The organism is Streptomyces sp. NPDC056734, assembly GCF_042790455.1.
Taxonomy (GTDB): Bacteria; Actinomycetota; Actinomycetes; order Streptomycetales; family Streptomycetaceae; genus Streptomyces.
In genome coordinates this window covers 38,788-52,356 of the sequence record NZ_JBHTZD010000005.1, presented here as the reverse complement: position 1 = coordinate 52,356, position 13,569 = coordinate 38,788, and the positions used below count along the sequence as shown (strand labels likewise).

12 protein-coding genes, 1 tRNA gene and 1 pseudogene are annotated in these 13,569 nt (G+C 70.2%); 3 read left to right on the top strand and 11 right to left on the bottom strand.

Annotated elements, in window-relative coordinates; all coding sequences use genetic code 11:
- Positions 1-153: 153 nt before the first annotated feature.
- The gene (locus ACFRFC_RS08685) at positions 154-954 is read left to right on the top strand and encodes a trans-aconitate 2-methyltransferase (RefSeq protein WP_382689660.1); all 801 of its coding nucleotides are present in this window, start codon (positions 154-156) and stop codon (positions 952-954) included.
- Between the two features lie 70 nt (positions 955-1,024).
- On the opposite strand, the pseudogene ACFRFC_RS08680 reads toward ACFRFC_RS08685, so the two are convergent.
- The 3 genes and pseudogenes from ACFRFC_RS08680 to ACFRFC_RS08670 all read right to left on the bottom strand — a co-directional run.
- Positions 1,025-1,132, bottom strand: a pseudogene (locus tag ACFRFC_RS08680) (type II toxin-antitoxin system prevent-host-death family antitoxin); the annotation flags it as partial.
- Between the two features lie 48 nt (positions 1,133-1,180).
- The gene (locus tag ACFRFC_RS08675; RefSeq protein ID WP_382689658.1) at positions 1,181-1,855 is read right to left on the bottom strand and encodes a TetR family transcriptional regulator; all 675 of its coding nucleotides are present in this window, start codon (positions 1,853-1,855) and stop codon (positions 1,181-1,183) included.
- Entirely contained in the window at positions 1,852-2,868 is a 1,017-nt protein-coding gene (locus tag ACFRFC_RS08670; RefSeq protein WP_382689656.1) for an acyl-CoA desaturase, read from the bottom strand. Before ACFRFC_RS08670 ends, ACFRFC_RS08675 begins: the two co-directional genes overlap by 4 nt.
- A gap of 321 nt (positions 2,869-3,189) precedes the next feature.
- Between ACFRFC_RS08670 and ppc the strand changes: the two genes are divergently transcribed.
- Positions 3,190-5,922, top strand: coding sequence for a phosphoenolpyruvate carboxylase (gene ppc / locus ACFRFC_RS08665; RefSeq protein ID WP_382689654.1), 2,733 nt, complete (start codon positions 3,190-3,192; stop codon positions 5,920-5,922).
- 26 nt (positions 5,923-5,948) lie between these two features.
- Here the strand turns inward: ppc and ACFRFC_RS08660 are convergent, their stop codons facing one another.
- The 6 genes from ACFRFC_RS08660 to ACFRFC_RS08635 form a co-directional block, all read right to left on the bottom strand.
- Positions 5,949-6,437, bottom strand: coding sequence for a hypothetical protein (locus ACFRFC_RS08660; protein ID WP_382689652.1), 489 nt, complete (start codon positions 6,435-6,437; stop codon positions 5,949-5,951).
- Positions 6,438-6,491: 54 nt separating this feature from the next.
- Positions 6,492-7,094, bottom strand: a complete 603-nt coding sequence (gene pth, locus ACFRFC_RS08655) for an aminoacyl-tRNA hydrolase (protein WP_382689650.1) — start codon at positions 7,092-7,094, stop codon at positions 6,492-6,494.
- A gap of 105 nt (positions 7,095-7,199) precedes the next feature.
- Positions 7,200-7,793 carry a 50S ribosomal protein L25/general stress protein Ctc gene (locus ACFRFC_RS08650; protein WP_382689648.1) on the bottom strand — a complete coding sequence of 198 codons (594 nt, stop codon included), beginning with the start codon at positions 7,791-7,793 and terminating at the stop codon, positions 7,200-7,202.
- 248 nt (positions 7,794-8,041) lie between these two features.
- Positions 8,042-9,016, bottom strand: coding sequence for a ribose-phosphate diphosphokinase (locus tag ACFRFC_RS08645; protein ID WP_382689646.1), 975 nt, complete (start codon positions 9,014-9,016; stop codon positions 8,042-8,044).
- A gap of 135 nt (positions 9,017-9,151) precedes the next feature.
- On the bottom strand, positions 9,152-10,600 hold the full coding sequence (gene glmU, locus ACFRFC_RS08640; protein WP_382689644.1) for a bifunctional UDP-N-acetylglucosamine diphosphorylase/glucosamine-1-phosphate N-acetyltransferase GlmU: 1,449 nt from the start codon (positions 10,598-10,600) through the stop codon (positions 9,152-9,154).
- 110 nt (positions 10,601-10,710) lie between these two features.
- Positions 10,711-10,783 (bottom strand) — tRNA-Gln (locus tag ACFRFC_RS08635).
- A gap of 169 nt (positions 10,784-10,952) precedes the next feature.
- Here ACFRFC_RS08635 and ACFRFC_RS08630 point away from each other — a divergent pair.
- Positions 10,953-12,317 (top strand): sensor histidine kinase, encoded by a 1,365-nt coding sequence (locus ACFRFC_RS08630; protein ID WP_382689642.1) that lies wholly within the window; start codon positions 10,953-10,955, stop codon positions 12,315-12,317.
- 34 nt (positions 12,318-12,351) lie between these two features.
- Here the strand turns inward: ACFRFC_RS08630 and ACFRFC_RS08625 are convergent, their stop codons facing one another.
- Positions 12,352-12,846, bottom strand: a complete 495-nt coding sequence (locus ACFRFC_RS08625; RefSeq protein ID WP_382689640.1) for an SUKH-3 domain-containing protein — start codon at positions 12,844-12,846, stop codon at positions 12,352-12,354.
- 101 nt (positions 12,847-12,947) lie between these two features.
- Positions 12,948-13,466, bottom strand: a complete 519-nt coding sequence (locus ACFRFC_RS08620; protein ID WP_382689638.1) for a YwqJ-related putative deaminase — start codon at positions 13,464-13,466, stop codon at positions 12,948-12,950.
- Positions 13,467-13,569 lie beyond the last annotated feature (103 nt).

Below are 13,569 nucleotides of genomic sequence, written 5' to 3'. Positions count from 1 at the left end.
GATACTTCCGGGGGCAAGGTGGAAGACGTCCCTTATGGGACCCGGACTTCGTACGGGAACTGGATCTCTCGTACGGGAACCGCTCCTCGTACGGGAATCAGCCCCCCCCGTACGCACAGCGTCACCACCCGCCGACGACCAAGGAGGGCCGACATGACCGCCCCCGTGTGGGACCCCGCCCAGTACCTGCGGCACGCCGGGCACCGCGCCCGGCCCTTCGCCGATCTGCTCGCCCGTGTCCCGGACCTGCCCGCCCAGCGGCCCCGGATCGCCGACCTCGGCTGCGGCCCCGGCACCGTCACCACCGCGCTGGCCGCCCGCTGGCCCGGCGCGCACATCACCGGCTACGACAACTCCCCGCAGATGCTCGCCGACGCGCACCGGCACGCCGGGCCCACGCCGGGCGGCGGCAGCCTCGACTTCGCGGTGGCCGACGCCCGCACCTGGACGCCGGACGAGACCCACGACCTGATCATCAGCAACGCCACGCTGCAATGGGTCCCCGGCCACCTGGACCGCTTCTCCGACTGGATCGCCGCGCTCGCCCCCGGCGGCACCTTCGCCTTCCAGGTGCCCGGCAACTTCGACGCCCCCAGCCACCGTCTGATGCGCGAGCTGGCCGCCCCCGACCCCCGCCTCACCGCCGCCCTGCGCCACGACAGCGCGGTCCGCACCCCGGCCGCCTACCTGGCCGCCCTGGCCGGCCTCGGCTGCGCGGCCGACGTGTGGGAGACGACGTACCTCCATCTCCTCCAGGGCGAGGACCCCGTCCTGGACTGGGTGAAGGGCACGGGCCTGCGCCCGATCCTGACGGAGCTGGCCGACGACGACGAGGCCCGCGAGGCGTTCCTCACCGCGTACGGTTCCCGCCTGCGCGAGGCGTACCCGGCGACACCGCACGGCACCCCGTTCCCGTTCCGCAGGATCTTCGCGGTGGCGTCGGTGCCGGGGTGAGAGTTCTCCATGGGAGGGCTCAGGCTGCGACGGGCGGCCTCCGGCGGGACGAGGACACCTGAGCCGCTGCTCACCGGTCCAGCCCCAGCAGGCGTCCGACCTCCTCGTGGGGGACGCCCGCCCCGAGGGTGCCTTCAGCCTTGCGGCGCCGGTACTCGGCCACGGCCAGGGCGTCGTCATGGCCCCCGGCCCGGCAGCGAACCCGCCCCGCCCCGCCCGGCCCGGTTCAGTTCTTCCGGTGCCCCATCAGCCGAGGTCTCGGCTCCAGGCCGTCCAGCCCGTGCCAGGCCAGATTGACCAGATGGGCCGCCACCTCCGCCTTCTTCGGCTTGCGGACCTCCAGCCACCACTGGCCGGTCAGCGCGACCATGCCGACCAGGGCCTGCGCGTACAGCGGGGCGAGTTTGGGGTCGAAGCCGCGGCTCTTGAACTCCTTGCCGAGGATGTCCTCGACCTGCGTCGCGATATCGGAGATCAGGGAGGCGAAGGAGCCGGTCGACTGGGGGATGGGGGAGTCACGGACCAGGATGCGGAAACCGTCCGTGTACTCCTCGATGTAGTCCAGCAGCGCGAACGCCGCCTGTTCCAGCAGCTCACGCGGGTGTCCGGCGGTCAGGGAGCCGGTCACCCCCTCCAGCAGACGGCGCATCTCGCGGTCCACGACCACCGCGTACAGGCCCTCCTTGCCACCGAAGTGCTCGTACACCACCGGCTTGGACACCCCGGCCTTCGCCGCGATCTCCTCCACCGATGTGCCCTCGAAACCCTTCGCCGCGAACAGCGTGCGACCGATCTCCAGCAACTGCTGGCGGCGCTCCGCACCGGTCATGCGGGTGCGGCGGACGCGCCGCGGCTTGTCATTGCTGGGAGTGCTGGAGTCGGTCGCCACGGCGTCAATCATGCCGCCTCGGCGGTCCCCTTCCGGTGCCCGGAGCCGTCCCGGCCGTCGTTACGCCGTGAATCGATACGTGAGCGTGACGGCCAGCGCACGTCGTACGCCCATCCCGCCCGCTCGAACCAGCGGATCAGCCGGGCCGACGAATCCAGCTGCCCGCGCTCCACACCGTGCCGCGCCGACGTCGGATCCGCGTGATGCAGGTTGTGCCAGGACTCCCCGCACGACAGCACCGCCAGCCACCACACATTGCCCGACCGGTCCCGCGACCGGAACGGCCGCTTGCCCACCGCGTGACAGATCGAGTTGATCGACCAGGTGACGTGGTGCAGCAGGGCGACCCGGACCAGAGAGCCCCAGAAGAAGCCGGTGAACGCACCCCACCAGGACATCGTCACCAGCCCGCCGATCAGCGCCGGCAGCGCCAGCGACAGGGCCGTCCACACGATGAACTGGCGGGAGATCGCCCGCAGCGTCCGGTCCTTGATCAGATCCGGCGCGTACTTCTCCTGCGGCGTACGCTCCTCATCGAACATCCATCCGATGTGGGCCCACCACAGGCCCTTCATCAGCGCCGGCACACTCTCCCCGTACCGCCACGGCGAATGCGGATCACCCTCCGCGTCCGAGAACTGATGATGCTTGCGGTGATCCGCCACCCAGCGGACCAGCGGACCCTCCACCGCCATCGACCCCGCGATGGCCAGCGCGATCTTCAGCGGCCGGTTGGCCTTGAACGCGCTGTGCGTGAAGTGCCGGTGGAAACCGATCGTGATGCCGTGGCAGCCGAGGTAGTAGAAGAAGACCAGCAGCCCCAGATCCAGCCAGCTCACCCCCCGGCCCCACACCAGCGGCACCGCCGCCACCAGCGCGAGGAACGGGACGACGATGAACAGCAGCAGGGCGAGCTGCTCAAGTGAACCCTTGCGGTCGCCGCCCAGCGTGGCGGACGGCTGCTCCCCGCCCGCCTGCCCGGCCGGCGTGGTGGCCTCGTCGATCACATCGGAGCTCGTGGTCATGGGACGTCCCCTGGGGGGTCGAGGATTGGACAAGTACCGGAATACCGGAAGCGGGGAAACAGCTCCTCAGAGCCTTCCCTACGCTTCCGTAACCTACGGCGTCGTAAGTATGGCAGCGCGTCGCCCGGCGGCAAGAGCCCGACAGAGGGCGCGTCCCGCCCGACACCTATCCTTGAAGCCGGTCGGACAGCGCGGTCCGCTCTGAATTCTTCCCCGGAAGCCCGGCCCGTCATGCGGTCCTCCCGCGCCACGGCCCGGCCCTTCCCCGAACCGAGCCCCGAACTCATCAGCCGAGCCTCCCCACTGCAAGGAGCCGCACCTGTGAGCAGTGCCGACGACCAGACCACGACCACCAGCAGCGAACTGCGCGCCGACATCCGCCGCCTCGGCGACCTCCTCGGCGAGACCCTCGTCCGCCAGGAAGGCCCCGAGCTGCTGGAACTCGTCGAGAAGGTACGCCGCCTCACCCGCGAGGACGGCGAGGCCGCCGCCGAACTGCTGCGCGGAACCGAACTGGAGACCGCCGCCAAGCTCGTCCGCGCCTTCTCCACCTACTTCCACCTGGCCAATGTCACCGAACAGGTGCACCGCGGCCGGGAACTGCGCGCCAAGCGCGCCGCGGAGGGCGGACTTCTCGCCCGTACGGCCGACCGGCTCAAGGACGCCGACCCCGAGCACCTGCGCCAGACCGTCCGCCACCTCAGCGTCCGCCCCGTCTTCACCGCCCACCCCACCGAGGCCGCCCGCCGCTCCGTCCTCAACAAGCTCCGCCGGATCGCGGCCCTCCTCGACACCCCCGTCATCGAATCCGACCGCCGCCGCCACGACACCCGGCTCGCCGAGAACATCGACCTCGTCTGGCAGACCGACGAACTGCGCGTCGTCCGCCCCGAGCCCGCCGACGAGGCCCGCAACGCCATCTATTACCTCGACGAACTCCACGCGAATGCAGTAGGCGACGTCCTCGAAGACCTCACCGCCGAACTCGAACGCGTCGGCGTCGACCTGCCCCACGACGTCCGCCCCCTCACCTTCGGCACCTGGATCGGCGGCGACCGCGACGGCAACCCCAACGTCACCCCCCAGGTCACCTGGGACGTCCTGATCCTCCAGCACGAACACGGCATCAACGACGCCCTGGAGACCATCGACGAACTGCGCGGCTTCCTCTCCAACTCCATCCGCTACACCGGCGCCACCGAGGACCTCCTCACCTCCCTCCAGGCCGACCTGGAGCGACTGCCGGAGATCAGCCCCCGCTACAAGCGCCTCAACGCCGAAGAGCCCTACCGCCTCAAGGCCACCTGCATCCGCCAGAAGCTCGTCAACACCAAGCGCCGCCTCGCCCAGGGCATCCCCCACGAGAGTGGCCGCGACTACCTCGGCACCACCGAGCTGCTGCACGACCTCACCCTGATCCAGACCTCCCTCAGGGAACACCGCGGCGCCCTCATCGCCGACGGCCGGATGAACCGCACCCTGCGCACCCTGGCCGCCTTCGGCCTCCAGCTCGCCACCATGGACGTCCGCGAACACGCCGACGCCCACCACCACGCCCTCGGCCAGCTCTTCGACCGCCTCGGCGAGGAATCCTGGCGCTACACCGACATGCCCCGCGACTACCGCACCAAGCTGCTGGCCAAGGAACTGCGCTCACGCCGCCCGCTGGGCCCCAGCCCCGCCCCGGTCGACGAAGCAGGCGCCAAGACGCTCGGCGTGTTCCAGACCGTCAAGCGCGCCCTCGAAGTCTTCGGACCCGAGGTCGTCGAGTCGTACATCATCTCCATGTGCCAGGGCGCCGACGACGTCTTCGCCGCCGCCGTCCTCGCCCGCGAGGCCGGCCTCATCGACCTGCACGCCGGCTGGGCCAAGATCGGCATCGTCCCGCTGCTGGAGACCACCGACGAACTGAAGGCCGCCGACTCCATCCTGGAGGACATGCTCTCCGACCCCTCCTACCGACGCCTCGTCGCCCTGCGCGGCGACGTCCAGGAGGTCATGCTCGGCTACTCCGACTCCTCCAAGTTCGGCGGCATCACCACCAGCCAGTGGGAGATCCACCGCGCCCAGCGCCGGCTGCGCGACGTCGCCCACCGCTACGGCGTACGCCTGCGCCTCTTCCACGGCCGCGGCGGCACCGTCGGCCGCGGCGGCGGCCCCACCCATGACGCCATCCTCGCCCAGCCCTGGGGCACCCTCGAAGGCGAGATCAAGGTCACCGAACAGGGCGAGGTCATCTCCGACAAGTACCTCATCCCCTCCCTCGCCAGGGAGAACCTGGAACTCACCGTCGCCGCCACCCTCCAGGCATCCGCCCTGCACACCGCCCCCCGCCAGTCCGTCGAAGCCCTGGCCCGCTGGGACGCCGCGATGGACCTGGTCAGCGACGCCGCCGAGGCCACCTACCGGCGCCTCGTCGACGACCCCGACCTGCCCGCCTACTTCTTCGCCTCCACACCCGTCGACCAGCTAGCCGACCTGCACCTGGGCTCCCGGCCCTCCCGGCGCCCCGACTCCGGCGCGGGCCTGGACGGACTGCGTGCCATCCCCTGGGTGTTCGGCTGGACCCAGTCCCGCCAGATCGTCCCCGGCTGGTTCGGCGTCGGCTCCGGCCTCAAAGCCCTGCGCGACGCGGGCCTCGACACCGTCCTGGCCGAGATGTACGGACAGTGGCACTTCTTCCGCAACTTCATCTCCAACGTCGAGATGACCCTCGCCAAGACCGACCTGCGGATCGCCGGCCACTACGTCGACACCCTCGTCCCCGACCACCTCAAGCACGTCTTCGCCACCATCCGCACCGAACACGAACACACCGTCGCCGAAATCCTCAAGATCACCGGCGAGAACGACCTGCTGGACGCCCAGCCCGTCCTCAAGCAGACCTTCACCATCCGCGACGCCTACCTCGACCCGATCTCCTACCTCCAGGTCGCCCTCCTCAAGCGCCAGCGCGACGCCGTGACCGCGGGCACCGAAGCCGACCCCGTCCTCGGCCGCGCCCTGCTCCTCACCGTCAACGGAGTCGCGGCGGGCCTGCGCAACACCGGCTGACCCCTACGGAACCGGGGCCGGCGCGGTCAGACGGCGAGAAACGCCGCCGTCAGCAACCCCGCACCGGCCCCAGCCATCACCCACGCCACCCGCGTACGCAGCAGCCCACCGGCCACCACCACCGACGCCAGCACCAGCGCGCCCCCCAACGGCACCCACGCGTACAACACCCCACCCGGCCCCGACCGCACCGCCTCGGCCCCACCCGGCTTCATCACCACGGCGTACGTCTCCCCCTCGACCACCGCCACCGTGTCATCGAGTACGACGCTCTCCCGCGCCCGCGACCCCGCCGACACCGGCGCGTACGCCCCCGTGCACACCCCGTCCGCACACCGCGCGACCTCGACCGTGCCCCGCTCCCGCCCCTTGGTGAGCATCACGTACTGCGCCGACCCCCACGACGCCCACACCCCGGCGATCAGAATCAGCGCGGCCACCACCCCCATCGCCGCGAACCGCCCGAACCGCAGCGCGGCGCCCGCACCCTGACTGGAGACGACGGCAGAAGGCATGGCCGCGATCCTTGGCCATGACCACACACCCGGTCAACTCAGCCGGGGGACACCTCACGAGTTGTACGCACCCTGCGCCCGCTCCAGCCCCTCCGCCACCAGGCACTCCACCGCGTCCGCCGCCCGGTCCACGCAGTAGTCCAGCTCCTTGCGCTCCACCGACGAAAAGTCCTTCAGCACAAAATCGGCGACCTGCATCCGCCCCGGCGGCCGGCCGATCCCGAACCGCACCCGGTGATACTCCGGACCCATCGCCCTCGTCATCGACTTCAGCCCGTTGTGCCCGTTGTCCCCACCGCCCAGCTTCAGCCGCAGCGTCCCGTAATCGATGTCCAGCTCGTCATGCACCGCCACCACCCGCTCCAACGGCACCTTGTAGAACTCCCGCAGCGCGTTCACCGGCCCACCCGACAGATTCATGAACGACATCGGCTTCACCAGCACCACCCGCCGGCTCCCCGGCCCCGGCGACCCGATCCGCCCCTCCACCACCTGCGCCTGCGCCCGGCCCGCCCGCTTGAACTTCCCCCCGGTCCGCCCCGCGAGCAGCTCCACCACCATGAACCCCACGTTGTGCCGGTTCATCGCGTACTCGGGCCCGGGATTCCCCAGCCCCACGACCAGCCAGGGCGCACCCGCGTCGCTCGTCACGTCCATCACTCCTTCGTACCGGGCCCACCGGCCTCCGGGCATACGGGACCAGCCGCTGCCCCCGAACGGGAGCAACGGCTGGAAAGGTACCGCTCACACGAGCCAGGCCGATCAGACCTCGGCGACCGCCTCGCCGTTCTCGCCCTCCGGGGCCTCCTCGGCCTGCGCGGACAGCACCTGGAGAACGACCGTGTCACCGTCGATCGCCAGCGTCGTACCGGCCGGCAGCGCGATGTCCTTCGCCAGCACCGACGCGCCCGCCTCCAGACCCTCCACCGACACCGTCACGGCCTCCGGGATGTGCGTCGCCTCGGTCTCGACCGACAGCGTGTTCAGCACGTGCTCCAGCAGATTGCCACCCGCCGCCAGCTCACCCTCGGCCTGCACCGGGATCTCGACCGTGACCTTCTCGCCCCGCTTGACCAGCAGCAGGTCCACGTGCTCCAGGTAACCCCTGATCGGGTCACGCTGCACCGACTTCGGGATCGCCAGCTCACTGCGCTTGCCGCCGTCGATGTCCAGCGCGATCAGCACGTTCGGCGTACGCAGGGCCAGCAGCAGCTCATGACCCGGCAGCGTCAGGTGCACGGGGTCCACACCGTGCCCGTACAGCACCACCGGAACCTTGCTGTCACGGCGGATACGGCGCGCGGCACCCTTGCCGAACTCATTGCGCGCCTCGGCGGCCAGCTTCACCTCGGACATGACGATCACTCCTCGAACAGGTAGGAACGGACACGGTCACCCGGCCACGAACGGCCTGCTACGAAGAGCGCGTCGATAACGGACAGCCCACCGCCTCACCAGAAGCGGAACGGCCTCCCTCGCCGAGCAACTGCACCAGAGTACTCGGCAAGAGAGGCCGCGGAAAAATCGATCAGTCACAACCGCCCGGATCAGTCACAACCGCCCGAGCGAGCACCGCCCGAGCGAGCACCACCCGGACAGGCCGCTCACTGCTCGTCGAACAGACTCGTCACCGAACCATCCTCGAACACCTCACGCACCGCACGCGCGATCGTCGGCGCGATCGACAACACCGTGATCTTGTCCAGCGCCAGCTCACCCGGAGTCGGCAGCGAATTCGTGAACACGAACTCACTCACCCTCGAATTCTTCAGCCGGTCCCCGGCCGGACCCGACAGCACCCCGTGCGTCGCCGTCACGATCACATCCTCCGCGCCATGCGCGAACAACGCGTCCGCGGCCGCGCAGATCGTCCCACCCGTGTCGATCATGTCGTCCACCAGCACACAGACCCGGCCATTGACCTCACCCACGACCTCGTGGACGGTCACCTGATTCGCCACATCCTTGTCCCGGCGCTTGTGGACGATCGCCAGCGGCGCCCCCAACCGGTCACACCAGCGGTCCGCGACCCGCACCCGCCCGGCATCCGGCGACACCACCGTCAGCTTGCTGCGATCCACCTTCGTGCCCACGTAGTCCGCCAGCAGCGGCAGCGCGAACAGATGATCCACCGGACCGTCGAAGAAGCCCTGGATCTGGTCCGTGTGCAGATCCACGGTCAGGATCCGGTGCGCCCCCGCCGTCTTCATCATGTCGGCGATCAGCCGCGCCGAGATCGGCTCACGGCCCCGGTGCTTCTTGTCCTGACGCGCATAACCGTAGAACGGCACGATCACCGTGATGGAGCGGGCCGACGCGCGCTTCAGCGCATCGATCATGATCAACTGCTCCATGATCCACTTATTGATCGGCGCCGTGTGGCTCTGGATCAGAAAACAGTCCGCACCGCGGGCCGACTCCTGATACCGCACATAGATCTCGCCATTCGCGAAATCGAACGCCTTCGTAGGGACGACCCCGACACCCAACTGCTGGGCGATCTCCTCGGCAAGCTCGGGGTGGGCGCGGCCGGAGAAGAACATCAACTTCTTCTCGCCGGTCGTCTTGATCCCGGTCACAGCACAGTCTCCTCAGAAGTGTCACAGCTGGAAGTCGACACAACGTCTCGGCTGGACATGAGACGTCGTCTCAGCTGGTAGGGGTGCGGGTGGGCACTTATCACCGTACGCCGTGTTCGAACCATCGAATTCCGGTCAGCCTTCCCCGGCCACCTCGCCAGAGGCCGCCTCGGCCGCCTTCGCCGACGCACTCCCCGGACGCTTACGAGCCACCCAGCCCTCGATATTCCGCTGCTGACCACGGGCCACGGCCAGCGAACCCGGCGGCACTTCCTTCGTGATCACCGACCCCGCAGCGGTGTACGCCCCATCCCCCACCGTGACAGGCGCCACAAACATATTGTCCGCACCCGTACGGCAATGAGACCCGATCGTCGTCGGGTGCTTGTGCTGCCCGTCGTAATTCACGAACACACTCGCCGCACCGATGTTCGTATGATCACCGATCGTCGCATCCCCCACATACGACAGATGAGGAATCTTCGTCCCCTCACCCACCGACGCGTTCTTCGTCTCCACATACGTCCCGACCTTCGCCCGCGTCCCCAGCCGCGTCCCCGGCCGCAGATACGCGAACGGCCCCACACTCGCCGCCTCCCCGACCTCCGCGCCGTCCGACACCGTGTGATCCAGCCGCGCACCCGCCCCCACCCGGGTGTCCCTCAGCCGGCTGTTCGGCCCCACCTCGGCACCCGCGCCCAGATGCGTCGACCCGTACAGCAGCGTGTTCGGATGCACCACCACGTCCTGCTCGAACGTCACCGTCACATCGACCCACGTGGACGCCGGATCGACCACCGACACCCCCGCCAGCATCGCCTCGGTCAGCAGCCGGTCGTTCAGGATCCGCCGCGCCTGCGCCAGCTGCACCCGGTTGTTGATCCCCGCGATCTCCCGGTGATCCGCCGCCACCGACGCCCCCACCCGGTGCCCGGCCTCCCGCAGAATCCCCAGCACATCCGTCAGGTACTCCTCACCCTGACTGTTGTCCGTACGGACCTTCCCCAGCGCGTCCGCCAGCAGCCGCCCGTCGAAGGCGAACACCCCCGAATTGATCTCCCGGATCGCCCGCTGCGACTCCGACGCGTCCTTGTGCTCGACGATCGCCGTCACCGCCCCCGACGCCGCCTCCCGCACGATCCGCCCGTACCCCGTCGCGTCCGGCACCTCGGCCGTCAGCACGGTCACCGCGTTGCCGTCCTGCGCGTGCGTCCGCGCCAGCGCGCCCAGCGTCGCGCCGGTCAGCAGCGGCGTGTCCCCGCACACCACGACCACCGTCCCGCCCACGACCCCGCCCAGCGCCTCCAGACCCATCCGCACCGCGTGCCCGGTCCCGTTCTGCTCCGCCTGCACCGCCGTACGGACCCCGGGCGCGATCTCGCCGAGATGCGCGGCCACCTGCTCCCGCGCATGGCCCACCACCACGACCAGCTGCTCCGGCCCCAACTCACCGGCCGCGGCCAGCACATGGCCGACCAGACTGCGACCGCAGATCTCATGCATGACCTTGGGTGTGGCCGACTTCATACGGGTGCCCTCACCCGCTGCGAGGACGACGACGGCTGCCGGGCGAATGGCGCTCACGGGATGCCCTTCGGCTGTGGAGAGGGTGTGGACATCCGCAGGATACCGGGGTGGTCGGAGGGGGACATGAGAGCGGGCCCTGACGCCGTGGTCAGGGCCCGCTCAAGCAGCTCCGCCGCTAGGACTCGAACCTAGACCGAACACCTCCAAAGGGTGCCGTGCTGCCAATTACACTACGGCGGATCGCTGCCTCAGACCTTACCCGAGGGCGCCTTGGCCCCGGAGGGGCCATTCACCATTCCCGTCACCCTTCCCGCCCGGATTTCGTGGTGGTTCGGCTACGGAGTGTGGTGTGAGGTGGTCGGGAAAACTCGCCGGAAAACGGGGCGTCGGCGCCCGTAGGCTGGAGGGCATGACCACGACGGGGGAAATCCACGCCGCGGCCCCGGCCGGGCCGGCCGGGATGTGGTGGTGGACGCGGCGGCGCAGTGCGGTGTTCGACGGGACGCTCGCCTTTGTCTCCGCGATGGAGTGCGGTCTGGAAGGGATTCCGTTCGCGCGTGATGCCGGGATTCCGCCGGCCGCCGGGGTGCTGTTCGGTGTGGTGGCGGGGTCGGTGCTGTTGCTGCGGCGGCGGTGGCCGATCGCGGTGGTGCTGGTGTCGATCGCGATCACGCCCGCCCAGATGGGCTTTCTGATGGGCCTGGTCGGGCTGTACACGCTGGCCGCCTCCGAGCTGCCGCGCCGGATCATCGGGTCGCTGGCGGGCATGACGCTGGTGGGGACGGCGATCGTGACGTTCGTGCGGGTGCGGCAGGACGCGAACAGTGGGGCGATGGACCTGGGTGACTGGTTCGTGCCGTTCGCGTCGATCGCCACGGCGGTGGGGCTGACGTTGCCGCCGGTGCTGCTGGGGCTGTATTCGGGTGCGCGGCGGCGGCTGATGGAGAGCCTGCGGGAGCGGGCGGACAGCCTGGAGCGGGAGTTGCAGCTGCTGGCGGAGCGGGCCGAGGAGCGGGCCGAGTGGGCGCGGGGCGAGGAGCGGACGCGGATCGCGCGGGAGATGCATGACGTGGTGGCGCACCGGGTGAGCCTGATGGTGGTGCATGCCGCGGCGCTTCAGGCGGTGGCGCGCAAGGATCCCGAGAAGGCGGTGAAGAATGCCGCGCTGGTGGGGGACATGGGGCGGCAGGCGCTGACCGAGTTGCGGGAGATGCTCGGGGTGCTGCGCAGTGGCGATGGGGGTGTGGCGCGGGCCGGTGGGGGTGTGGCCCGTGTGGTCGGTGGGGGTGTGGCCGTGCCTTTGGCGGCGGTGGGGGTGGCGGCTGCCGCGGCGGCCTCGCGGGCGGCTCGGGAGGGGGTGGCCGAGGGGCCGTACCTGTCGGAGCTGGATGAGCTGATCGGGCAGTCGGCGGCGGCCGGGATGGTGGTGGCGCTGTCGGTGGAGGGGGATGTGCGGGCGTATGCGCGGGAGATCGAGCAGACGGCGTTCCGGGTGGTGCAGGAGGCGCTGACCAACGTCCACAAGCATGCGGCGGGGGCGAAGACGTACGTGCGGCTGGCGCATCGGGTGTCGGAGATCGCGATGCAGGTGGAGAACGAGCCGCCGCCGGAGATGCCCGCGGTGTCGTTGGTGCGGTTGCCGTCGGGGGGCAATGGTCTGGTGGGGATGCGGGAGCGGGTCGTCGGGCTGGGTGGGGTGTTTGTGTCGGGGCCGACGGACGCGGGGGGTTTTCGGGTGTCGGCGGTGATTCCGGCGGCTGTCCCGGCGGTGTGAGGCGGCGTCTGCCTGGTCGGGCCGTTGGTTCTGGTCAGGCGGTGGTGAGGCGTTCCGGTTCGGTGCCTGTGACCAGGGTGGTGAGGGCGCGGTCGATGTCGGGGCCGAGGTACCAGTCGCCGGTGTGGTCGAGGGCGTAGACGCGGCCTTCGGTGTCGATGGCGAGCAGGGAGCGGGTGTGGGGTTCGGTGCCGAGGGGGCTGACCTCGGTGTCGAGGGCGCGGCCGAGGTCGGCGAGGGTGCGGGCGAGGTGGAGGCCGTGCAGGGGGTCGATGTGGAGGTCGACGGGGGCGATGCGGCGGCCGGGGCCGGTGGGGTGGATGTGGAGGCCGCCGAATTCGGCCCATGCCTCGACGGCGGCGGGGAAGACGGCGTGCCGGTGACCGGCGGGTGAGGTGTGGTCGCGCAGGGTGTCGGCCCAGATCTCGGCCTGTTTGATGTCCCAGCGTCCGGGTGTCCAGCCCGCGGTGCGCAGGGCGGCGTCGACGGGGACGGCGAAGCGGGTGGTGGAGGTGCGGTCGGTGTGCATCTGCCCTTGTTCGTCGGGGGGCGGGGGGCGGGGGGCGGGGGCGGGGGTGTCGGCCGGGGTGTCTTCGGAGCTGGGTCCGGTGGTGTTCCGGTCGGTGCCGGTCAGGTGGTGTGCTGGTCGGTGGGGTCGATGACGCGGACGCCGAAGTGGGCGCTGAGGGCGGTGCAGGCGCGGCAGGGGTCGGCGAAGTTGCCGTGCAGGGGGTCGCCGTCCTCGCGGATGCGGCGGGCGGTGAGTTTGGCGTGTTTGAGGGCTTTGCGGGCTTCGCCGTTGGTCATGGGTTTTCGGGCGGCGCGTTTGCTGCGGGCGGCGTCGGCGGTGGTGATGTGCCGGGAGATGAGGATGGTCTCGGCGCAGCGGCCGGTGAAGCGGTCCCGTTGGGCGCTGGGCAGGGAGTCGAGGAAGTCCTGGACGAGGGGGTGCAGGGCGGGTGGCTGGTCGCCGCGGGCGGCGGTGCCGGTGAGGGTGGCGCCGCGTACGGAGAGTGCGGCGGCGATGGTCGGGAGTATGCCGTCGCGGCGGTGGCGCAGGGCCGGGGCGTGTGGGGTTTCTGTGCTGCTCCAGCCGACGCGTGGGTCGCCTGAGGAGGCTTGGTGTGCTCCTGTTTGCGTGGCGTTCATGATCGTATTTCCCCTCCCGTGCATCCCCCCGGCCGATCCAGGGTGCCAAATGGCGTGGCTGGTGCGGTAGCTGGGGCGGTGCGACACGCCCAGGTCGGGCTGG

What these genes read in the sequence shown, in the direction of transcription:
- ACFRFC_RS08685 (WP_382689660.1), top strand. Translation starts at nt 154, where the DNA reads ATGACCGCCCCCGTGTGGGACCCCGCCCAGTACCTGCGGCACGCCGGG.
- ACFRFC_RS08675 (WP_382689658.1), bottom strand. Translation starts at nt 1,855, where the DNA reads ATGATTGACGCCGTGGCGACCGACTCCAGCACTCCCAGCAATGACAAG.
- ACFRFC_RS08670 (WP_382689656.1), bottom strand. Translation starts at nt 2,868, where the DNA reads ATGACCACGAGCTCCGATGTGATCGACGAGGCCACCACGCCGGCCGGG.
- ACFRFC_RS08660 (WP_382689652.1), bottom strand. Translation starts at nt 6,437, where the DNA reads ATGCCTTCTGCCGTCGTCTCCAGTCAGGGTGCGGGCGCCGCGCTGCGG.
- pth (WP_382689650.1), bottom strand. Translation starts at nt 7,094, where the DNA reads ATGGACGTGACGAGCGACGCGGGTGCGCCCTGGCTGGTCGTGGGGCTG.
- ACFRFC_RS08650 (WP_382689648.1), bottom strand. Translation starts at nt 7,793, where the DNA reads ATGTCCGAGGTGAAGCTGGCCGCCGAGGCGCGCAATGAGTTCGGCAAG.
- ACFRFC_RS08630 (WP_382689642.1), top strand. Translation starts at nt 10,953, where the DNA reads ATGACCACGACGGGGGAAATCCACGCCGCGGCCCCGGCCGGGCCGGCC.
- ACFRFC_RS08625 (WP_382689640.1), bottom strand. Translation starts at nt 12,846, where the DNA reads ATGCACACCGACCGCACCTCCACCACCCGCTTCGCCGTCCCCGTCGAC.
- ACFRFC_RS08620 (WP_382689638.1), bottom strand. Translation starts at nt 13,466, where the DNA reads ATGAACGCCACGCAAACAGGAGCACACCAAGCCTCCTCAGGCGACCCA.